Below are 22,621 nucleotides of genomic sequence, written 5' to 3'. Positions count from 1 at the left end.
TTGTTAAACTTCGTTGTTGATTTACTACATTAAGTTCACAGGCAGGATAGTTTAACAATTCATTATTTACTGTCTAACCAGCGTAACTCATTATAAAAATTAGTATTATATATTATAAGAATATCAGGAGTGAGTTCGAATGAACGACCTTATAATCTCAAGTAACAATATGCCTATCAAATCAACTGAGAATCCGATTGTATTCATATCTGATTTACATTTTGATTTCACGAAAAGAAAATTCAATGCGAAGGCAGCTTTGCAAATGAAAGATGATTTTATTGCTTTTGTAAAAGAGCGTTATTCAGATAGCATATTATGCTTGGCAGGAGATTTTTTCAATAACTATAAAAAGACACTTTCGTTTGTAAAAGAGCTTGAGAAAAATCAAATAGTAGGTTTTTTTGTTCTTGGAAATCACGACTATTGGAACAATGGCACAATGAGTCATCAGGATATTATCAATCTGTTTTCTGATAAAACAAAAAATAATCAATATTTCAGATTCCTTGTTACTGGTCGTAAATACTATTTTAACGATATTTGCATTATTGGAGATACTGGTTGGACGAGTTTTCGACGGGGGAAACGACAAGTGGAGCTGGAGCAGTTTTGGGGTCTTCCTGATGCCGTAAAAGTAAAGGATTTCAGTCCTGAAAATATTATAGCATTGCACAATGAGTGGGTATCTTTCGCCAATAATGCATTAAAAAAAGAAGAAAAGGTATTGATAGTTACCCATTTCCCTATGGTTAATTTCACGAAAGAAGATAAAGATTGTTGGTGGAGTTCTACAACTAAGCTTAAAGGTGACAATAGTTGGCGTATATTTGGTCATACTCATAGAAGTGGTCAGAAATTTAACAATGTTTCCTGGCAACGTGGATATGACAATAAAGATGCGAAATATTTAGAATGGGTTATGCAGTACACCTCCAACTCTTTTGGCAAAATAGAAAAATCTGTTCACCAATATGGCATACGTTCTTTGAGTAATTTTGAGTCCATATCGAATTTCCATTCTCCTGTCGTGGTAAAAAACGTCACAGAAGAATCGGCATTAATTTTAACTGTTAAGCGAAAGGGATACAGACGTTGTGCTGCGAACAAGCATAACTTTACTGTTCTTTCCAATTCACCAGAAGAGTATCTGAAAAAAGTAAAGAAGGTAACAGAAGGGTATTTACAAGATACATATATCGGTTATGTTTTGTCAGGACCCTTGTCACAAGAAGTTATAAATGCCATCCAGCACTCAATTACAATCTTAGAAAATCGAGATTTGTCTGATATAAGAGCCTATATCACTGCCGCCGTAATAACTGGATATGTTTTTAACGAAATGCCATTTCTTATAAAAGACATGCGCCCTTTGGATGATTACGATATATTAAGATTTTGGTTAATGTTATTAACAATAAACCATTATGGAATTAATATGGCGTCGATTAATACTGTGCGTAGTAACAAAAAGAACCGTATTACATTTTGTAATGTTGATTTGTATTTACCAGCTGTAAACGACTTGTCGCTGAGTGCAGATGAGGTGCAAATGTTGATGCAGAAAACGCCGTTATCACCTCGACCAGCCGCACTATTAGAATTAGTGGATAATTGATTCTTAGGTCGTCTACGCTTCGTTCGGTAATTTTCATTACAATAACGGAGAACTTTTGTTCAATCATTTCAATCCAACCGCCTTGAAGGAGGCGGTTTTTTCTAGGGCTTAAAAATCAACAATGAACTTTAAGATAGCAAAAAAATAAATAAAAAAAGGATCAAAACCAAAATCAGTTCTTGACGCGCTAAACTACGGTTGAAAATGGAAAAGCAACTGCCAATCCCGTATTGTTGTAAGTCCCCACCAACAACAAAAAGGAATAGACAGATGCAGATCCAGTATATCACATACAATGTAAACTATATTATTAAGAATAAATCATAAGAGTATTCCGTTAGGTACAGAAAATGCTTCAGATTACACAAATTTATTAGATCAGTTTTCGGGAAGGTTTGCCTTTAATAAAGGCAAATTTTGAGTATTGAAGAACTATAGAAGATAGCAATTCTTATTGCTCAGATACCTATATGGACGATTGAGGATTAATCATTCCTCTAAACGACAGTGGTGATCATTGCAAATGCTTGAATCCATAAAAAATGATGGGGAATAGAATCAAACAATCACTCGAAAAGACCACGGATAGTTCCCAATAATATCCCTGTTTGTTCCCTGTCGTTTTCTTATATTCCATAGGTGGCAAGGAAGTCATGTGTAATGAAAATATCAGATAGTATATTCCAATACCCAACGATTTCAAAGCGGGACGCAGGCTACTAAGCCTTCCGTCCCGCTCTTATTTCCGTTCTTAACCCTTCTCTCTAGTCTTATCATATTCTATCTCTATCAGCTTGAAGAAATCTGACGGCTGGATTTTAAGACCTTTACATAGATCGAAAATTTTCGTCACTGAAGGTTCATTTCTTCCGACTTCGATCATGGAAATATAGGAGCGATCCACATCGCATTCATGTGCCAAATCCTCTTGACTTAAGCCTTGCTTGATGCGTAAAGCTTTCACGGTTTTCCCGATGATTTGTTTAATGATAATGGGTTGTTCACGCAAGGAAAATTTCTCCTTTTAAGTCCATTATCAATCTGTTATACTAACCACGACAGATAAAGTATTCAACTAGTAGGAATAAATTAGAAATATATTGATTTTGTATGGAGGTATATGTTATGAGCGTAAGCTTTCTCAATTAATACGATATCAGGGAGTTTGCCGCCAGTTTTTGCGCTCAACATCGGGCAAGCCCCAAGTTGTAACTCAAATGGGCATTTTGAGACTTTAAATGCCCTGTTCAAAATAGCTTTAAGGGTAATTCACTCCGATTCCTCGCCCACCAGCCCTCATTTTTACTGCAAAATCGGTTTATTTTATTTATATTCGATATTCGCATTAAAACTTTGCTATCCTCGCATACAATTTGGTTGAAAGGAGACAAGGCCTAACCCATGAACGAACTGCTGCGCAAATATGAAGAAGAAAAGCAGAGGCTGAACGAACTGGGCCAGAACTCGCTTGAGAAGGGAGTTCCTCTTGCTCAGAACGAAGCGGTCCAAGCTCAGAGCCGGAAGGTGGACGAATTGATTGTCCGATTCCATCGAGGAAGGGCCGGGGGAGAGCGAAGGCTGCGTTAGGGCTGGCTTGCGAGGAGGAGAGGTCATGGAATTTCCGTCATGGTTCCAGAGGGCGATTCAGCGGCGGTTGGAATACGTTGCAGCTCAGATCGAGCGCAATCCCGAGCTGAGCAAATATCACGCAGAGGAGAAGAAAGCTTTTGAGGCGATATTTTCCGGTATAGATATAACGCAATCACCGGAATTCATGGCATGGGAGGACAAGCATCATATGAAGCGGGCTGGGGAGAATGAACACTTGTATCTGCAAGGAATGAGGGATGGTGTGCAGCTTGCGGTTGCGCTATTGTTCGATCCGTTGGCTGCTTTCGATAAGGATGCATAATTACAGAATCCGGGCTATACGTATACGGAAAGCTTATTATTGGACTGTCCTTGCGGCAGTTCTTTTTTGTTCTGGTTTGCACTAATCTCTTCCATTCCCTTTGTCTATGATACAATAATAGATAATTAACCATGCAAAGGATGAGATACCCCATGCCGGTTTATAACAAGCTTGTTCGTGATCTTATTCCAGAAGTGATTAAATCCAGTGGCAAAGAATGCCGCACACGTATTCTGGATGAAGAAGATTATCAACGTGAACTTGCCATAAAGCTCAAGGAAGAGTCGGAGGAATACTTTGCCTCCATAGATCCGAAACAATCGTTGGAAGAACTTGCAGATATGCTTGAGGTCATTCGGGCATTAGCCTCCGTTCATGGTGCGTCATGGGAGCAGCTTGAAGCTTTGAGAGTGAAGAAGGCGGAACAACGTGGCGGATTTCAGGAGCGGGTGTATCTAATCGATGTCGACGACAACGCTTAATGTCAAGCTAATTACAGAAAACTTGGCTGACGAGTTAATCATCGGAATGCAAAATGCTTCCGGTATCTATATTATGACCTCCTTCGTTATGCAGTCAGGGGTGCGCTTATTGGCGCCTCATCTGAAAGAAGCGATAGAACGAGGGGCCGACGTGAAGGTTCTGGCCGGGGACTATCTATTTGTGACGCAGCCGGAAGGGCTGCAGGCATTACGAGATATTGATTCCCGGTTAGAAGCGCGGTTATGGCGGAGTATGGGAACGTCCTTTCACCCTAAGGCCTATTTGTTCGACTACGAGAACGGCGAAGGGCTGCTTATCGTCGGTTCCTCTAATTTCTCGATGTCTGCTATGAGAATGGGGATGGAATGGAACTTGGCGATGAATGCCAAAGCCGAGCCATATACCTTCCAAGTAGCCATGGACAAGTTCATGCAGAACTTATATCACAGCTCCACATTGCCGTTAAATGAGCACACGATTGCTCTCTATGAAGAGGAGTATCGAACCTGTCATCGTAAAAATCCGGAGTTAATCCGCATGATTACGGAGATGGAGGAGGATGAATACCGCGCCGAAAATACAGGCAATCCCGCAGAACAAACGGTTGCGGACGACGAACAGTCGCCTATTCACCCCAGATTTGCTCAGATCGATGCACTGGATGCATTAGAGAGAACGGTAGAAGAGGAATATGACAAAGCTATGGTTGTCATGGCGACCGGACTCGGAAAGACCTATCTTGCCGGCTTTTTTGCGCAGCGGTTTAAACGGGTGCTATTCGTAGCGCATCGTGAAGAAATTCTCCTTCAAGCGAGAAGGTCATTCCAGCGCATCATGCCGGACAAAACCTTCGGAATTTATAACGGAGCTATGAAAGAGAGAGATGTGGATTGCGTGTTTGCTTCGATTTACACTCTCGGGATGAAGAAGCACCGTGAATCTTTCACCCCGGACCGGTTCGATCTTATCGTGGTGGACGAATTCCATCATGCTGCCGCAGCGTCTTATTTATCGGTCATCCAATATTTTAAACCGAAGTTTTTGCTTGGCATAACGGCAACACCAGACAGGATGGACGGAAAGGATGTCTATGCTCTTTGTGACGGGAATGTCGCCTACCAGATACATTTCATTGAAGCCATCCGACGTGGCTGGCTGTCCCCGTTCCGTTATTTTGGCGTCTATGATGATACGGATTATTCATCGATCAGATGGCTTGGAACGCACTATGATGATGAACAGTTGACGGCAGCACAATTAAAACAAACACTTGCCGACAAGATCTATGATGCCTGGAATGAGCATAAGCAAACACGAACGATTGGATTTTGCTCTTCTATTCGGCAGGCGGATTTTTTGGCGGGCTATTTTCAAGGCAGGGGAGTATTGGCAATCAGTCTTCACTCTGGAGCCGCGGGCATCTCAAGGGAAGAGGCGATAACACGTCTAACCAGAGGGGATCTGGAGATTATATTTACAGTCGATTTGTTCAATGAGGGTGTAGATATTCCCGTCGTAGATACGCTGTTATTTGTCCGTCCGACGGAATCATTAACGGTTTTCACCCAACAGATTGGCCGGGGCCTGCGGTTATCGGAGCAGAAGTCGCATTGCACGATCATTGATTTAATAGGAAATTACCGAAATGCAGATGTGAAGCTTCGATTATTCGCAAGTGATCAGGAAGTAAAGGGAACAGCCAGGGAAGCGGTCATTCCATCTGTACCGGACGGATGCGAGCTCCAATTGGAGACGGCAGTTATCAATCTGCTCGATGAATTAAGCCGTAAAAAGCTGCCGCACCGCGAAAGCTTGCACCGTTCCTTCCTTGAGCTGAAGAATGAACTGGGACGAATCCCTACTTATCTGGAGCTTCACTTGTACGGAGGAGCAAACAGCTGGGAATATCGCGGTGAATTCGGTTCTTATGTGGGTTTTCTTCAATGGGCTGAATGCTTAACGAAGGAAGAAGAGGACGTTTATCTTCAATATGAGGCTTGGATTCGTGATGTCGAGAAGACGGCCATGAACAAGAGCTACAAAATGATCGTCCTCCTTTATATGCTCGAACGTGGTCCAGAACGTTGGGCGGGACCTGTCACTTCCCGTGAGGCAGCGCTATTTTTCCACAATTACCTTATGGATAAGGAATACCGGAGGAGAATTGATTTCTCGGATAAGGATTCGAAACGGCTCTGGGAGTACAATGAAACAGGAGTTAGCCAGCTTATTGAGCGAATGCCGATGACGAAGTGGGGCTCGGCCAAAGGAAGTATGACTCGCTTCGAGGATGGGGTGTTTAGTCTAAGGATTGAACCTGCCTCCGAGCATCGGTCGATTTTGCATCGCTGGACGAGAGACATTTGCCTTTACAGGCTGCATCACCATTTCGAGCGCAGGGAACAGAAACATGAAGCAATGGAGAGCAACCAAGTAGATTCATAAGTGAATCTACAGATAGAAAGCCGCATCAAATTGGTATTATTGATGTTTTGAACTCCATTTAAACAAAGGGGGGCGCGCGATTCGCGTCCCCCTTTGTTTAAATTCGATAATACTTCAACAGTTATAGCTGAGACAGAATCGTCGTTCGCAACTGCATATTCTACAATAGAGAATGCTATAATGATAACAGCCAATAAAGACGATTTTGATTTTTAGGATACGCGGATCATTCTGGGAGGAATGTTGATGGAACATAGATCATTAGTAGAACTCTTACAGGAAGAAATGAAGATGGGGCTTAAGGGAGGGCTGTACCATCAGACCCAAATTAAGCTTGCCTATAACTCCAACCGTATCGAAGGCAGCCGGTTATCTGAGGATCAGACACGATATATTTTTGAAACCAACACAATAAGCGTAGAGCCGGAGGAAACCGCTAGCGTTGATGATATTATAGAGACGGTTAACCATTTCGCCTGCTTTGACTATATGCTGACTCATGCGGCGGAGGACTTGTCCGAAGCAATGATCAAGGAATTCCATAGAATCTTAAAAAGAAATACTTCAGATGAAAGAAAAGACTGGTTCCGCGTGGGGGATTACAAAGCCAGACCCAATGTGGTGGGAGATATGAAAACGACTGCTCCGGAAAAAGTAGCAAGCGCGATGGGGAGGCTGCTCGCTGCATATCACGAAAAGCCCAATATTTCGTTTGAGGACATCATAGACTTCCATTTTGAATTCGAAAGTATCCATCCTTTTCAGGACGGAAACGGTCGTGTCGGCAGGATTATTTTGTTCAAGGAATGTTTGAGATATGGCTTACTCCCTTTTATCATCGACCACGAGCATAAGCTGTTTTATTACCGCGGCCTGAAGGAGTTTTCCTCAGAAAAAGGATATTTGCTGGACACCTGCCTGTCGGCACAAGATAGATATGAAGCGGAGGTTGCTTATTTCTTTCCGGAATTGAAGACGTATGCACCAGATACCTATCCAGGTATGGACAAGTCCATGTAGAAATAATAGAAAAGGGCTCCGTCGTGATAGCCGCTCAAGGCACAATGAAGATGCTAAGTGGTTAGGGGAGTTGGGGACGACTCAAGTAGGAGAGCAAGAAGCAAAAAAGCGCGAGTAACGGGGGTGAATGGCCCTCAAGCTCGCGCTTTTTTTAATATTTGACAGCAGCCCCTTCGAGAAGCTGACTACATCCGATTCAGCAGTTCGACAATCGTTTCCTTCGGGTAAAGGGATTGCATCCGGGCCATTTCAATGGTTCGATAAATATGGGAGGCAATCTCTTCGATTTTGTCTTTGTCGATATGAACTTGCTCCAGCTTGACTGGAGCGCCGATGCTGACAAACCAGTTCGTTAACGCCTCGATGCCTTCTTCGGCTGTTTGCAAGCCGAATATAGTACGTGCGAATTGTTCATATCTAGTCGGGTTCATGGGAAGATGCCAATTCATCCATGCCGGGTAAACGACAGCAAGACCGGCGCCATGAGGCACATCGTACAAGGCAGATAGGGAATGCTCTATTAAGTGGGTGTCATAGCGATTCCCCTCCACCCCGGCGAAGGTGGTTCGGTTCAGGGCTTGCGCCGCAGCCCATGCCAATTCGCTTCTTGCTTCATAGTCTCCCGGATTGTTCAGCAAGATGTCCGTGGTTCGAATGACCGTTCTGATAATGTTCTCGATATGATTCGCTGTCATTTCCGGAATGTAGGAGGCCGTAAAATATAAATCCATGCAGTGGGATAAAATATCAACGCCGGAGTAGGCCAAATATTCGTTGGTAACCGTCTCCTGGAGCTCCGGATTAATAACTGACACCGTCGGGAAAGCGGCCGGGCTGGAGAAGCCGAATTTTTCCGTCGTTTCTTCATTGGTAATGACCGCCGTAGCATTCATTTCGCTGCCGGTTGCCGATAAAGTCAGTACGTCGAAAATTTTCAAGGCAGCATCCGGGTATTTCTTGTAGCTGCACAAGTCCCATACGTCGCCATCGTATACCGCCCCAGCAGCAATCACCTTTGCCGTATCTAGTACGGAGCCTCCGCCTACGGCCAGAACGGCATCCACGCTGTTCTCCTTGGCGATACGTACGCCTTCCCTGGCTTTACTGATGACCGGATTGCTTTTGATCCCGCTCAGGGTGACAAATTCAATTCCGTTCTCGCCGAGCGATTTCGCAACTCTGTCGAACAGGCCGGATGCTTTAATTCGCTCCGATCCGTATACGAGCAGAGCTTTTTTTACGCCGTAAGGTGCCATGTAGCTGCCGATCAAGTTTTCTTTATCTCTTCCGAATTCAACTTTCGTCGGGTTGTAGAATGTAAAATCCTTCATAATACAGCATTCTCCTTTTTGTGACCAAGGGAAGGTCTTATTTTTTGTGTTTCTATTCTGTACAATAAATGAAAACTCGATATGGTTACATATCCGGATTACAGAACATGTTGTCTGAATCACTGATCGGATCGTATCCGTAATCGGCACAAGATTATCGTGGATTTGACTATGTATAGGGCGCAAATTCGGGTGTATAATGACATTTGCGTTTGGATTTGGCGAGCTCATTTCGAGCCTTGCTTGGAGGGAGTTTTGACACATGATAACTATCGAATCGATCTCTGTGCTGCATGACATTCTGGGCTGCGCAAAACCCAGACATCCATTGATCACCTTGATTGATTACAATACGATCAATCCTCGCGCTTCCGATTACAATGTCTCGTTCAAGCTGAACTTCTATATGATTTCCTTGAAACAGAATGCCGAATGTGAGCTTATTTATGGACGAGAATATTACGACTTCCATGAAGGCAGTCTGATGTTTGCTGCGCCGGGACAAGTTCTGGCAAAGGGGAACCGCAACAGCAATGAGAAATCGGAGGGATGGATGCTATGCTTCCACCCCGATTTGATCAGAGGCAGTGCATTGTGGCACAAAATGCCGGAATACAGCTTTTTTGAATACGAGGCGAATGAAGCCTTGCATCTTTCTGACCAGGAAAAGGAAATTGTAGATCGCATCGTTAGCCATATTCAGGTTGAATACAGCGGAAACCTGGATGTCTACAGCAACGACCTGCTCATATCGAATCTGGAAGTACTGCTGAACTATGCGAAGCGTTTTTATGGGAGGCAATTTATTACAAGGACGGCCGTCGTCAAAGACTCCGTTGCCAAATTTGACAAGCTCCTGCAGCAGCGATGCTCGACAGAAGCTATTGAAGAGGAAGGGATGCCCAGTGTTAAAGGACTGGCGCAAGCGATGGGGTACTCCCCGAACTATCTTTCGGATATGCTGAAGAAAGAAACGGGGAAAACGGCACAGGAATTTATTAAATTGCACATGCTGGAGATTGCCAAACGATTGCTCGCGACGACCAAAGACCCCATTTATCTGATCGCGGAGAGACTCGGATTTGAACAACCGTCCAGCTTCACCAAGTTTATAAAAATGCAATTAGGCGTAAGCCCCGCTGATTATAGAAGGATGAAGGCCGAGTGATCAAGACAACATGGGTTGTGCCAGTACGATTCGGTCAGCCGGATTGAAGGCTGCTTATTTCTTCCCGGATTGACAAACCAGCCACCCCAACCTTATAATTATAAATATCGAAACGCCGTTCCTTAATGCGGAACAGGATAAGAGGTGGAACATGTCGAGCCAATCGATCCAGTCTGTACAAAGAGCTTTGAGTATATTGGAGATTCTAAGGAATCATCCGGACGGTCTGGGCGTTACTGAAATTTCTAATCGGCTGGATGTAGCGAAGAGTACCGCTTTCAGGCTGCTGTTCTCGCTGCTGGAAGAAGGTTATGTTCAAAAGGATAATCAAACGGATCAATACCGCCTTGGATTAAAGCTGCTGCAATTGGGCAATGAAGTTGCGAAATCGATGGATTTAAGGCGTATAGCGACCCCTTATTTGAAGAAGCTGGTGGACTTAACCGGCGAAACAACTCACTTGGCGATCTACGAGAAAGGGGAAGTTGTCTACATCGACAAGCTCGAAAGCACTGCGACGATCCGAATGTATTCCCAGGTTGGCTTGCGCGCCCCTGCTCATTGTACAGGATTAGGCAAGGCGATGCTATCTGGCCTTCCGGTTGAAGAAATCGACCGTGTCATTGAGACTAAAGGGCTGCAGAAGTTCACAGAGACGACTCTAATCACTAGAGGGCAACTTATGGAAGCGCTTAAAGAAGCCAACCGGAACGGTTATGCCTTTGATGATGAAGAGCATGAGCAAGGAGTGCGTTGTGCTGCGGCGCCGATATATAATTTTGAGAATAAAGTAATCGCAGGCATAAGTGTTGCCGGCCCAACTACTCGCATATCGCAAGAGCGGATGAGACAGATCGGGCCGCAAGTGAGACAAATTGCGATGGAGATTTCTAGAGAAATGGGATTGTAGAATCATTTTCCCTCTCTCTTTTATTTTAACCATATATTAGAACAGTGTTCCGTAATACGGAACAATGAATAAATCCTTTTTAAGGAGGTGATTCTGTAGAAGGGGTTCAACCATCGGGGTGTCATTGTAGTAAAGATTAAAATCCTTCAGAACAAAAAAGGAGTGTCGATCTAAATGAAACGGTTCAAGCTTTTCACGATGCTGTTAATTACGCTGTTAATTGTAAGCGCTTGTAGTAGCGGTAATTCCAATAGTGATAATGAAGTTGCAGCTCCTTCTGATAATCCTGGTGAAGTATCTGGCGATATTACTGTCTGGGCATGGGCTCTTGAAGCGGAATACTTATCCAAAACGGTCATTCCGGCGTTCGCCAAACAATATCCCACTATTAAGGTGAACATGGAGACGATCGGTAATGACCAGATTTATGATAAATTAACGGCCGGTCTTGCTGCCGGGGGCTCAGGTCTTCCGGACGTGACACAGATCGCGGTCAATAAACTGCCTACGTTCGTGAATCAATTCCCCAAAGGATTCCAGGAAATATCCAACATGGGCTTTGACAAGCACATCGGTGATTTCCCGGAATCAACCATTGAGGCTGTAAAAAATCTTGATGGCAATGTGATTGCTTTCCCTCGTGATTTGGGCCCGGTCGCTGTATTTTATCGGGTAGATATTTTTGAACAAGCAGGTGTAGATCCGTCCAAGATTGTGACATGGGATGACTATATCGCAGCCGGCAAGGTAGTAAAGGAAAAAACAGGCGTTTCGATGATCGGCAACCGGATCGGGAATCAGGATGATATCCTTCGCATTATGCTGCAGCAGCAAGGCAAATATTATTTTGATGCTGAGGGCAAAATCGATGTAAGTACGGTTGAAATGAATAGAGCGCTGACCAAGATTAAAGAAATGAATGAAGCGGGCATTCTGTTGAATACTTCGAACTGGGATGGACAAGTGGCGGCAATGAAAAACGGTAAAGTGGCTACCAACCCGGATGCTGTCTGGTGGAGCGGCACGATGCTGGATCAAATGCCGGAGCTGTCCGGCAAGTGGGGAACATTCCCGCTGCCGGTATTCAAAGAAGGCGGCGTGCACGCCGCCGATAACGGCGGTTCGGCGCTGACGATCCTCTCCTCCTCCAAAAATAAAGAAGCGGCTTATCTGTTCTCGGAGTTTGCTTCGGCTAATACAGAAATGCAGTTGAAGGCATTGGAGAATCACGGCTTGTTCCCGGCTTACAAAGCGGTATACGACGAACCGTATTTCAATCAAAATCAGGAATACTTTAATAATCAGCCGGTATTCAAGCAATTTGCTGAAGTGGTAAAAGAGATCCCGCCAGTCAACTTTACGGAAAGTAATCTGGTGGCCAGACAAGTTGCGACAGACCAATTAAGCGCATTGATTCTGGAAGGCGCTTCGCCGGAAAAGGTCATTGATAATATGAAGAAACAAATATCGCAGCAAACGGGAAGAGAAGCCAATTAATGAACATGTAGGCAATGAGACAGGGAGAGTCATCGGTAGCCGATAGGCGCTTGATGCCGATGACTTGCCTGAAAGCATTCGAATTCATGACTCCATGAATTCGGGGAGAGGAGTCTGGTTTATGCAGTATTCTTTGGCCGAGAATAATGAGCCTAAAGGCAATGGGCAAGTGAAGGGCAAACGAAAAACGAAATTCGTAACAGCAAAAACGATGCCTTATCTGTTACTGGCTCCAACACTCATTTTATTTTCGATTTTCTATGTTTATCCGATTATCTACTCCGTACTATTAAGTTTTCAAACAAGAGTACGCGGAGAGTATGTATTTGCCGGTTTGAAAAACTATTCAAGAATGATTCAGGACCCCATCTTTTATAAAGCGCTGGGGAATTCCATGATTATCTTGGTTATTCAAGTTCCATTGATGCTTACGCTGGCTGTTCTGATGGCGGTAGCTTTAAATTCTTCATTCCTGAAGCTGAAGGGATTATTCCGCATCGGATTTTTCTCGCCTGTCCTTACCTCGTTAGTAGCGGCATCGGTTATTTTCATGCTGCTCCTGAATAAAGACTATGGACTGCTGAATTACGTCTTGACTTCAATCGGCCTCAAGCCGATTGGCTGGCTGTCTGACGGGTATTGGCCGCTGGTGACGCTCATTATTGTAACGACTTGGCGATGGGCAGGGTACAACATGGTTATTCTATTGGCGGGACTGCAGAATATATCCAATGATTTGTATGAAGCCGCAAGTATAGATGGGGCCAGCAAGGTCAAACAATTCTTTTATATCACGCTTCCGCAATTAAAGCCTGTATTATTGGTCACGTTTATTATGTCGACAATCGGAAGCTTTCAATTGTTCGATGAGCCGTATACGTTGACCGGCGGGGGGCCGAACAATCGAACGCTGACATTGACGCTGTACCTTTATCAACATGGATTTACGTATTTTGATTTTGGTTATGCATCTGCGATCACTTATGCTGTCGTTCTTATTGTCGCCATCCTATCCATTGTGCAATTTAAGCTGGCAGGTGATAAAGATTGAAACAGAGGAATCAGACTTTACAGAAAACGTTGTTGTATCTCGCTCTGATCATCGGTGTTCTGATTACGATCATCCCTTTTTATTGGATGATAATCGGAGCAACCAATAAGTCGGGAGATGTGTTCAACATCCCGCCGACCTTTCTGCCAGGATCGAATCTGTTAGACAATTTAACGAATTTGAATGAATCCATTCTAATATGGAAGTCGTTATTCAACTCTCTGTTCATTGCAATTACGTACACCCTCATTGGAATGTTATTGTGTGCGTCAGCAGGATATGCGTTTGCGAAATTTGATTTCAAGGGAAGAAATGTCATCTTTATTGTATTGCTCCTGTCGATGATGATCCCTTATCAAGCGACCATCATCCCGTTGTTCCAGCTGTTTGCGAAGCTGGATTGGATGAACACGTATTCCGCCGTCATTTTGCCGCAGCTTGTCTATGTATTCCCGATCTTCTTGATGAGGCAAAATATGAAGGCGCTGCCGGATTCGTTGTTAGAAGCGGCGAGAATCGATAGTGCGGGAGAATTTTATATTTTCTTCCGAATTGCGCTGCCTACGATGAAGCCTGCTCTAGCGGCCGTTGCGATATTCCTGTTCAACCATCAGTGGAATAATTTCATGTGGCCGTTGGTCGTTATGAATACGAAGGATATGTTCACGTTGCCGGTCGCTCTCTCGACATTGGCCGGACAAGACAGTATTGATTATGGTCAAGCGATGTTGGGGACGACCATATCGGTATTGCCCGTAATTGTTATTTTCTTATTCATGCAAAAACATTTTGTCTCCGGCATTCTCGGCGGAGCGGTTAAGGGATAGCAGGGAGGAATGACATTGGCTACCAGGGATTGGGACAATCTGAATGTCCTTCAACGGAATCGGTTGCAGGATCGGGCGTATTTTATTCCTTATTCAGATAAAGCGAGTGCGTTATCAATGGCAAGAGGCAGCTCCAGCTTTGTAAAACTATTAAACGGCACATGGAAGTTTCATTATTCAGATAGTGAGAATGCAGCTTCCAGAGCGTTTTACGCCGAGTCTTATGATGACAGCGATTGGGATGAATTGGCCGTCCCGTCTTCCTGGCAAATGCATGGATATGGCAAGCCGCATTATACGAACCAGGCGTATCCATTCCCGGTGGATCCTCCGAAGGTGCCGAGTGGGAATCCGACCGGTTGCTACAGCAGAACATTTTTTGTGCCGGGCGATTGGCTGGACAGGAAGATCGTATTGCGGTTCGAAGGCGTAGACAGCGCTTTTCATGTTTGGATTAATGGACAGGAAGTCGGCTACAGTCAAGGCAGCCGTATGCCTTCAGAGTTTGATATTACGCCTTTCCTTCGTGAAGGCAGCAATAGAATCGCTGTTCGAGTCTACCAATGGTCGGATGGAAGTTACCTGGAAGATCAGGACATGTGGTGGTTAAGCGGGATCTTCCGGGATGTTTATTTGTTGGCACTGCCGAACGTTCATATTCAAGATGTGTTTGTCCAAACAAAGCTGGATGAGAACTATGAGCATGCAGCGATCGAAGTGGCGACCGCCATTGAGATTGGCGAGGATGCGCTTGATTCAGGTATACAGCTAGAGCTGCAGCTTCTAGATTCCGAGAATCAGCCTGTGAGAGTTGAAAACGGTGGGGATGTATGGTCTGGCCATGTCAATCAGCGCTTGATGATGGCAGAGATGACGGTAACACGTCCGAATAAATGGTCGGCTGAGCACCCTTATTTATATAAATTATTAGTGACATTAAAGGACCGGAACAATCAAGTCATTGAAGTGGTGCCGATTCGAGTCGGGTTCCGCTGTGTGGAACTGAAGGACGGTCTGTTGTTAGTGAATGGAGCGGCGATCAAGCTAAAAGGCGTCAATCGTCATGAGCATCATCCTGATCTGGGGAGAGCTGTCCCGCTGGAGTGGATGATTGCAGACATCCAATTGATGAAGCAGCATAACATTAATGCGGTTCGAACGGCTCATTATCCGAATGATCCAAGGTTCTATGACCTGTGCGACGAGTACGGACTTTATGTGATAGATGAAGCGGACATCGAATGCCACGGGTTTGTGCTGACGGGAAACATCAGCGAAATCAGTGATGACCCCGCGTGGAAAGACGCCTATATGGACAGGATGCAGCGAATGGTCCACCGGGACAAAAACCACCCGTCCATTATTATGTGGTCGCTTGGCAATGAGTCGGGATATGGCGAGAATTTAAAGGCTATCGCGGATTGGACAAGGGAGTATGATCCGACCAGACTCACTCATTACGAAGGAGAATGCAGAGTCATTCTGCGGGAAGAGAGCTTCTACGATCCGAAGCGCGAGCCGGAAGCATCGGATGTCTTCACGACGATGTATACCGCGATTGATGTGCTTGCACAGCTGGGGAGAAGAACGGATTTAACGAAGCCGCATATTCTGTGCGAATATGCCCATGCGATGGGGAACGGCCCCGGAAGCCTGAAGGAATACTGGGAAACGATCTATCAATACGACCGATTGCAGGGCGGCTTTGTATGGGAATGGATGGATCACGGGATTCGCCAATTGACTGATGACGGTCAGGAATTCTTTGCCTATGGCGGAGATTTCGGCGATTCGCCGAATGATTCCAACTTCGTCATTGATGGCCTTGTTATGTCGAACCGCACGCCTTCACCTGCACTTATGGAATATAAGAAGGTAATAGAACCGGTCAAAGTAAGCGCGGTCGATCTAAGAGAAGGCAAGATTGCGATAACGAACCATTATGATTTCCGCTCTCTTGCGCATCTGCATGCGAGCTGGTCGATCATGTCTGAGGGCAAAGTGATAGACGGCGGCATCATCACGAATCCCGATGTGAAGCCAAGAGAGAGCAAGGTTATTTCCTTGCCGGTCGATATGAGCCAATGTAAGGGAAACGATGGCTGGCTGAACGTCAGGTTCACCTTGGCAGCGGATACCGCATGGGCTAAGGCCGGATTCGAAATTGCTTGGGCGCAGCTGGAATTGCCTGTCGTCAAAAGCGAAGAAACGAAGCTCTCATTCACAAGCTGTCAGCCGTTGAAGGTGAAAGATGATGAAGATCGCTTGATGGTTGAGGGCGAGGATTTCAGCTTAACGATGAACAAGCATGATGGAAAGCTGCAGGAATGGATCTATCAGGGCGACAATCTGATCGAGCAAGGTCCTCGACTCAACCTGTGGAGAGCTTCCATTGATAATGATTTGTGGGCGCAAGAGCATTGGAAGGAAATTCCTTCGATTGTGGAGTGGAAGGAATATGGCCTGCACTGGCTGCAGCATCGGATTGACCGGGTTGAGCATACGCTCTCCGATGACAACAATGCTGTTGAGATACGAGTCATGACGCGAGTTGCTCCTCCAATTCTCAAATGGGGAATTGCGGTCACCTATACGTACACGGTTTATTCGAGCGGAGACCTGTTCATTGAAGTGAAGGGAGAAATCCAGGGAACACCTCCTGCGACATTCCCGAGAATCGGGCTCAAGCTGGAAATTCCCAAGACATTCGATGAAGTGGCCTGGTATGGATGTGGTCCGGGAGAATCTTATGCTGACAGCAAGGAAGCCAATCCTGTTGGCCTGTGGTTGAAAAAAGCGGACGAGCTGCACACGCCATATGTTTATCCTCAGGAGAACGGCAACCGCCATGATGTGAGATGGGTTTCTTTCACCAATCCACATGGACAGGGCTTTGTCGTAATCGGGCAGCCGAAGCTGGATTTTGGCGCGAGCTATTACACCATGGAGAACCTGGATCAAGCGAAGCATACCTATGATCTGATCAAGCAGGAGTTCATTACGGTCCATCTGGATCATCGGCAGCATGGACTAGGCTCGTCCAGCTGCGGCCCCGACGTGCTGGATCAATATAAGCTGGAGAGTGGAAATTTCGAATTTGCGATGCGCTGGAAGCCTTACTCCAATCGGTTCACTTCTCCCTTTGAATTAATGAAACAGACCACTCGCGAATGATGCGATGCGAAGGATAGGAGAGATACAGATGACGACCGTACTGGATATTATACGACAGCACAAAATTATTTCGGCGATCAGAGTTCAATCCGAAGAGCATATTGCAGAGGTTGTGGCGAGCCTGTACAGCGGCGGTGTGAAGGTCATTGAAATTACGATGAACACGCCGAATGCTCTGAAGCATATGGAGACAATCAAACAAAATTATCCCGATGCCTTAATTGGGGTCGGAACGGTTCTGGATGCGGAAACTACCCGGTCGGCGATTATGGCGGGCGCTTCCTTCCTGTTGTCGCCGGTGTTGAATAAAGAGGCGATTGGGATGGCGAATCGTTACAATATTCCTTTTATCCCCGGTGTACTGACACCGACAGAGATTATAACGGCGTATGAATATGGCGCCAAAGCGGTGAAGATTTTCCCGATCAGCTCATTAGGGCCGAAATATTTGAAGGATATATTAGCCCCTTTGCCGCATGTGGAGATCGTCCCTATGGGAGGGATTACAGCAGATAATGCCAAGCAATATTTGGAGGCCGGGAGCTTAGCGCTGGGAATGGGTTCGACTTTAGTGAACGATCAGCTTATTAAGGAAGGCAATTTTGTTGAAATTGAAAGCCGCGCCAGACAGCTTGTCGGTATTGTCGACCAATTTAACCGTGAAACATCGGACACACTTTGAATATGAGCGGTGGTAACTATGTATATTATAACCATTGATGCGGGAACAACGAACACCAGAATTTATCTAGTAGAAGACTCCGCATATTCAATTATTGATCTGGTCAAGAAAAATGTCGGAGTGAAGAATACAGCAATCCACGGATCAGCAGACGAGTTGAAGCGGGAATTATCCAGCGGAATAGAAGAGATCATCCGTCGCAACAATTGCGAGCCGAAGGATATTGCTTATATCGCGGCTGCCGGGATGATTACTTCTAATCTTGGTATCGTACAGGTTCCTCATGTGACGGGGCCATGTCAAAAGGATGATTTTTCAACTGGCTCGGTGGTGCAGCGGCTGCCGGAGTTTCTTAACATCCCGTGCATTTTTATCCCTGGCATGAAAAACTCCTTTTCTCCCGAACCGCAATTATCGTTTGGCGAGGAGCTGGACAAGCTGGATGTGATGCGGGGCGAAGAGGTCGAGACCTTCGGATTAATCCGTCAGCTTGACTTGTCACGCAAGGGAATTATGATCCTGCCAGGCTCGCATACGAAATATGTGATGACGGATGACAGTGAAATATTGTCCTGCCTGTCCACATTAAGCGGAGAAATGCTGTACGCGATTCAGAAGGATACGATTCTATCAGACTCGATAACGAAAGAGCTTATCGAGACAACGGATACGAATGCGTTAATCCAAGGGTTTCATTCCAGCCAAAGAAATGGCCTGGCGCGTGCTTTATATCAGCTTCGGCTGCTGCAATTATTCGAGAAAATGGATCTCAATCAGCGGGCTAACTTTTTTGTCGGCGCCGTACTGGCCTCCGATATCCGTTCCTTCCAGTCCTTGTACAACGAGATGAAGCCGGATTGGATTGTCGTTGGAGGCAATAATCCTTTACGCGGGTCTTTTACACATATTCTTAACTATTTGCAGTATCCCAATGTAATGGAAGCGACGGATGAACAGGTGGCCATGTGTACGATCATCGGCGCGGTTGAAATCGGCAATTTGAAAATGGGTCAGATGGCGAATCGGATACAATAATCAATGGCTATGCAGAGGTGGATATGAGAATGAAAATTACCGGTTATGAGCTGTTTACAGTACCTCCCAGATGGCTGTTTCTGAAAATCGAAACGAGTGAAGGCATTGTCGGATGGGGAGAGCCTGTCATTGAAGGCAAGGCGCATACAGTCAAGGCTGCGGTTGAAGAGCTGATGCAATCGCTCCATGGGAAAGATCCGCTTCATATCGAGGATCATTGGAATATGATGTATCGTTCAGGATTTTACCGGGGCGGCGCGATCCTGATGAGCGCCATTGCGGGCATTGACCAGGCGCTGTGGGATATTAAAGGGAAGTATCATCAAGCCCCGGTCCATGAATTAATGGGCGGCGCTTGCCGCGATTCGATCCGTGTCTATTCCTGGATTGGAGGCGACCGTCCGGCTGATGTCGGACAGGCAGCCAAAGATGTTGTCAATGCCGGATTTACAGCGGTTAAGATGAATGGCACCGAGGAATTGCAGTATGTGGATTCGTATGAAAAAATCGACCAGGTTGTCGAACGAATCGCAACCGTTCGCGAAGCAGTCGGCAAAGGAATCGGGATCGGGATTGATTTTCACGGAAGAGTGCATAAGCCCATGGCCAAAATTCTGGCCAAGGAGCTGGAGCCGTACCGCCCCATGTTCATTGAGGAGCCTGTTCTCCCTGAGAATAATGAGGCGCTAAGAGATATTGCGAACAGCACGCATATTCCGATTGCCACAGGGGAAAGAATGTTCTCCCGATGGGATTTCAAATCCCTGCTGGCTGACGGTTATGTTGATATTATTCAACCCGATGTGTCCCATGCTGGAGGGATAACGGAAGTGAAAAAAATTGCCTCGATGGCGGAAGCGTACGATATAGCGCTGGCTCCGCATTGCCCTCTTGGCCCGATTGCCCTTGCCGCCTGCTTGCAGGTGGATGCGACCTCGCATAATGCGTTTATCCAGGAGCAGAGTCTTGGCATTCATTACAATGCCGGCAATGATATTCTCGATTATATTAAGGATCGAAGTGTGTTCGAATATAACGACGGCTATGTGAAAATTCCAAAAGGCCCGGGTCTGGGGATTGAGATTGACGAGGATTATGTGCGGGAAAGAGCGAAAGTCGGCCACAACTGGAAAAATCCGGTTTGGCGCCATCGTGACGGATCGATCGCGGAGTGGTAGGGTTCGTATTGCTGGGGGAGGTACTGCCGAATGTCTAAATCATTAACATTGAATGAATTAAGATTAGGTGTTTGCTATTACCCTGAACATTGGGATGAATCCCTGTGGCCGGACGATTTTCGAAGAATGCGCGATATAGGCATCTCTATTATACGGATCGGTGAGTTCGGATGGTCGCTCATGGAGCCGGAAGAGGGCGTTTTTGACTTTAGCCTGTTTGACAGAGCCGTGAATCTTGCCGCCAAGTTCGGATTGCAGGTCATCATGGGGACGCCGACAGCTACGCCGCCTGCCTGGCTGACTCAGCGTTACCCGGAGGCGTTGAATGCGAGCCATGACGGAATCACTTATCAGCATGGGGGACGCCGGCACTATAATTACAGCAGTACGAAGTACCGGGAATTATGTTCCGTCATTACAAGAAAACTGGCGGAAAATTATAAGGATCATCCTGCGATTATCGGCTGGCAGATCGATAATGAGCTGAACTGCGAGGTCAACGTTTTCTACGCGGATGCGGATCATCGGGCATTCAGAGAATGGCTGAAGAAGAAGTACGGTACGCTAGACCAGTTAAACCACGCATGGGGTGCGACTTTTTGGAGCCAAACCTATACGGATTGGGAGCAGGTGCATCTGCTGCGTCCGACGGCATCCCATTCGCCGAATCCGCATCAGGCATTGGATGAGAAGCGGTTCATATCTGACAACACGATCTCGTTCGCCAAATTGCAGTCTGATATTGTGCGCGAGGTTGTCCATAATCAATGGGTAACGACGAACACGCTTTTTGGCCATTTGAACTATCATGAGCTTACAGGAGAGGCATTGGACTTCTTGTCCTATGATTCCTATCCTTTGTTCTCGACAGTGCGCCCCGAGCCAGGTGATAAGCCGTTGCTGGACAGAAAGTGGAGCATGAATCTATCGGCTGTTCGGTCCGTCTCGCCTAATTTCTGTGTCATGGAACAGCAAGCGGGCCCCGGCGGATGGGTGAATCGGGTAGGGGTTCCGTCGCCCCGGCCAGGACAGCTCAGATTATGGACGTATCAGTCGATCGCGCATGGCGCCGATTTGATATCGTATTTTCGCTGGAGAACGGCAACGGTTGGCACAGAGATGTATTGGTTCGGCATTAATGATCCTCACAATCAATCGAACCGACGGATCGAGGAGCTTCAACAGGTTGGAGCGGAATGCGCAAGAATCGGTGGCAAAATTGCCGGAACCCGGTATGCGGCGAAGATTGCGATCGTCAGAGATTATGACAATGAATGGGATGGAGAGCTGGACAATTGGCATGGTCCGATGGACAAGCAAAGTGCGCTGGAATGGTTCAAGGCGCTGCAATATTCGCACATTCCAACCGATTTCCTGTATCTCCATTCGGGGATTGCTTTGGAGGAAATGCTGAAATACGAGGTCCTCGTGTATCCGCATCCTGCTATTATGACAGAGGAAACGGCTGAGTTAATGAAGCAATATGTGCAGCGGGGCGGGACGGTTATTTTCGGATGCCGTACAGGCTACAAAAATAAGTTCGGCCATTGCAATATGCGGCTGTCTCCTGGTCCAGTTGCTGAGCTATGCGGCATATCAGTGGAAGATTTCACGCATGTGATTCCTTCCGATGAAGCGACACTAATTCATTTTAGCGGTGGGCAGGACGCTTATACCGCCGATTTATTTAATGAGGTGATTCGTCTAGAATCCCCTTCGGCAGAGGTTGTGGCGGAGTATTCTTCAAAGTATTACAAGGGGAAGCCTGCGCTGACCAGAAATAAAGTCGGCAATGGGTTTGCGTGGTATTACGGAGCATCATTTAACCAATATGTGATCTATGAAATGATCGCGAGGTTAGGGATACATTCTCCGATTCAAGAGCATTGTACCGTTCCGAAGGAAGTGGAGGTCAGCATACGCCAATCCGGGGATCGGAAGTTCTTATTCCTGCTTAATTTCAGCAGTGATTCAGCGGAGATTACGTTCAAACACCAGGTAGAGGATATTCTGACTCAACAACGGTACGATGGGACGATCATGCTTGAGCCTTATGGAGTTATCATTGTAGAGACAGCAAGCGGTTAAAGGGAGACGGGGACTTAGTAATTACGGAATCCGGACTAATATGGAAAGCTTATTCTTAGGACTGTCATTGCGACAGTTCTTTTTTTTAGGGCTGCGAGGAGGCCGGGCCAGGAGAACCTCCTTTTAAAGAAGTCATGGAATGGCTCGACACGAGGCAACGTGCGCGGCGATAGCAACCTATTTTTATCGAAGACGATATCGT

The 22,621-nt window shown here is 46.0% G+C and carries 18 protein-coding genes; 16 read left to right on the top strand and 2 right to left on the bottom strand.

The genetic code is table 11. The annotated features are described in order from the left end of the window. Positions 1-139: 139 nt before the first annotated feature. Positions 140-1,618, top strand: a complete 1,479-nt coding sequence (locus tag K0T92_RS08675) for a metallophosphoesterase (protein ID WP_219872055.1) — start codon at positions 140-142, stop codon at positions 1,616-1,618. 751 nt (positions 1,619-2,369) lie between these two features. Here the strand turns inward: K0T92_RS08675 and K0T92_RS08670 are convergent. After that, positions 2,370-2,627: a helix-turn-helix domain-containing protein gene (locus K0T92_RS08670; protein WP_246627998.1), complete on the bottom strand. Its 258-nt coding sequence runs from the start codon at positions 2,625-2,627 to the stop codon at positions 2,370-2,372. Positions 2,628-3,019: 392 nt separating this feature from the next. Between K0T92_RS08670 and K0T92_RS08665 the strand changes: the two genes are divergently transcribed. From K0T92_RS08665 to K0T92_RS08645, 5 genes are all read left to right on the top strand, one after another. Next, entirely contained in the window at positions 3,020-3,205 is a 186-nt protein-coding gene (locus K0T92_RS08665; protein ID WP_219872054.1) for an aspartyl-phosphate phosphatase Spo0E family protein, read from the top strand. Positions 3,206-3,230: 25 nt separating this feature from the next. Continuing rightward, the gene (locus K0T92_RS08660; protein ID WP_219872193.1) at positions 3,231-3,530 is read left to right on the top strand and encodes a hypothetical protein; all 300 of its coding nucleotides are present in this window, start codon (positions 3,231-3,233) and stop codon (positions 3,528-3,530) included. Between the two features lie 152 nt (positions 3,531-3,682). Beyond that, entirely contained in the window at positions 3,683-4,012 is a 330-nt protein-coding gene (locus K0T92_RS08655) for a nucleoside triphosphate pyrophosphohydrolase (protein WP_219872053.1), read from the top strand. Then, complete coding sequence (locus K0T92_RS08650; RefSeq protein ID WP_219872052.1) at positions 3,993-6,458, top strand: DEAD/DEAH box helicase family protein; 2,466 nt, start codon at positions 3,993-3,995, stop codon at positions 6,456-6,458. Before K0T92_RS08655 ends, K0T92_RS08650 begins: the two co-directional genes overlap by 20 nt. 246 nt (positions 6,459-6,704) lie before the next feature. Then, positions 6,705-7,478, top strand: a complete 774-nt coding sequence (locus tag K0T92_RS08645) for a Fic family protein (RefSeq protein WP_219872051.1) — start codon at positions 6,705-6,707, stop codon at positions 7,476-7,478. A 185-nt stretch (positions 7,479-7,663) separates the two neighbouring features. Here the strand turns inward: K0T92_RS08645 and K0T92_RS08640 are convergent, their stop codons facing one another. Next, on the bottom strand, positions 7,664-8,809 hold the full coding sequence (locus tag K0T92_RS08640; protein WP_219872050.1) for an iron-containing alcohol dehydrogenase: 1,146 nt from the start codon (positions 8,807-8,809) through the stop codon (positions 7,664-7,666). Between the two features lie 262 nt (positions 8,810-9,071). On the opposite strand from K0T92_RS08640, the gene K0T92_RS08635 reads away from it, so the two are divergent. The 10 genes from K0T92_RS08635 (at position 9,072) to K0T92_RS08590 (ending at position 22,419) form a co-directional block, all read left to right on the top strand. Next, positions 9,072-9,977, top strand: coding sequence for an AraC family transcriptional regulator (locus tag K0T92_RS08635; RefSeq protein ID WP_219872049.1), 906 nt, complete (start codon positions 9,072-9,074; stop codon positions 9,975-9,977). Positions 9,978-10,128: 151 nt separating this feature from the next. Next, positions 10,129-10,887 (top strand): IclR family transcriptional regulator, encoded by a 759-nt coding sequence (locus K0T92_RS08630; RefSeq protein WP_219872048.1) that lies wholly within the window; start codon positions 10,129-10,131, stop codon positions 10,885-10,887. A 174-nt stretch (positions 10,888-11,061) separates the two neighbouring features. Continuing rightward, positions 11,062-12,384: an ABC transporter substrate-binding protein gene (locus tag K0T92_RS08625; RefSeq protein WP_219872047.1), complete on the top strand. Its 1,323-nt coding sequence runs from the start codon at positions 11,062-11,064 to the stop codon at positions 12,382-12,384. Positions 12,385-12,505: 121 nt separating this feature from the next. Then, a complete protein-coding gene (locus tag K0T92_RS08620; RefSeq protein ID WP_219872046.1) occupies positions 12,506-13,435 on the top strand; it encodes a carbohydrate ABC transporter permease in 930 nt (309 codons plus the stop codon). Then, on the top strand, positions 13,432-14,262 hold the full coding sequence (locus tag K0T92_RS08615) for a carbohydrate ABC transporter permease (RefSeq protein WP_246627997.1): 831 nt from the start codon (positions 13,432-13,434) through the stop codon (positions 14,260-14,262). The genes K0T92_RS08620 and K0T92_RS08615 overlap by 4 nt, the downstream gene beginning before the upstream one ends. A 9-nt stretch (positions 14,263-14,271) precedes the next feature. Continuing rightward, a complete protein-coding gene (gene lacZ / locus K0T92_RS08610; RefSeq protein ID WP_219872045.1) occupies positions 14,272-17,436 on the top strand; it encodes a beta-galactosidase, LacZ type in 3,165 nt (1,054 codons plus the stop codon). A 28-nt stretch (positions 17,437-17,464) separates the two neighbouring features. After that, positions 17,465-18,118, top strand: a complete 654-nt coding sequence (locus K0T92_RS08605) for a bifunctional 4-hydroxy-2-oxoglutarate aldolase/2-dehydro-3-deoxy-phosphogluconate aldolase (RefSeq protein WP_219872044.1) — start codon at positions 17,465-17,467, stop codon at positions 18,116-18,118. 18 nt (positions 18,119-18,136) lie between these two features. Beyond that, positions 18,137-19,153, top strand: a complete 1,017-nt coding sequence (locus tag K0T92_RS08600) for a 2-dehydro-3-deoxygalactonokinase (protein WP_219872043.1) — start codon at positions 18,137-18,139, stop codon at positions 19,151-19,153. Positions 19,154-19,182: 29 nt separating this feature from the next. Continuing rightward, a complete protein-coding gene (gene dgoD, locus K0T92_RS08595; RefSeq protein ID WP_219872042.1) occupies positions 19,183-20,331 on the top strand; it encodes a galactonate dehydratase in 1,149 nt (382 codons plus the stop codon). 30 nt (positions 20,332-20,361) lie between these two features. Next, positions 20,362-22,419 carry a beta-galactosidase gene (locus tag K0T92_RS08590; protein WP_219872041.1) on the top strand — a complete coding sequence of 686 codons (2,058 nt, stop codon included), beginning with the start codon at positions 20,362-20,364 and terminating at the stop codon, positions 22,417-22,419. Positions 22,420-22,621 lie beyond the last annotated feature (202 nt).

This window comes from Paenibacillus oenotherae, assembly GCF_019443105.1.
Taxonomy (GTDB): Bacteria; Bacillota; Bacilli; order Paenibacillales; family Paenibacillaceae; genus Paenibacillus_Z; species Paenibacillus_Z oenotherae.
Note: the sequence above shows the minus strand (reverse complement) of the source record. Positions and strands in the feature narration are given on the sequence as shown.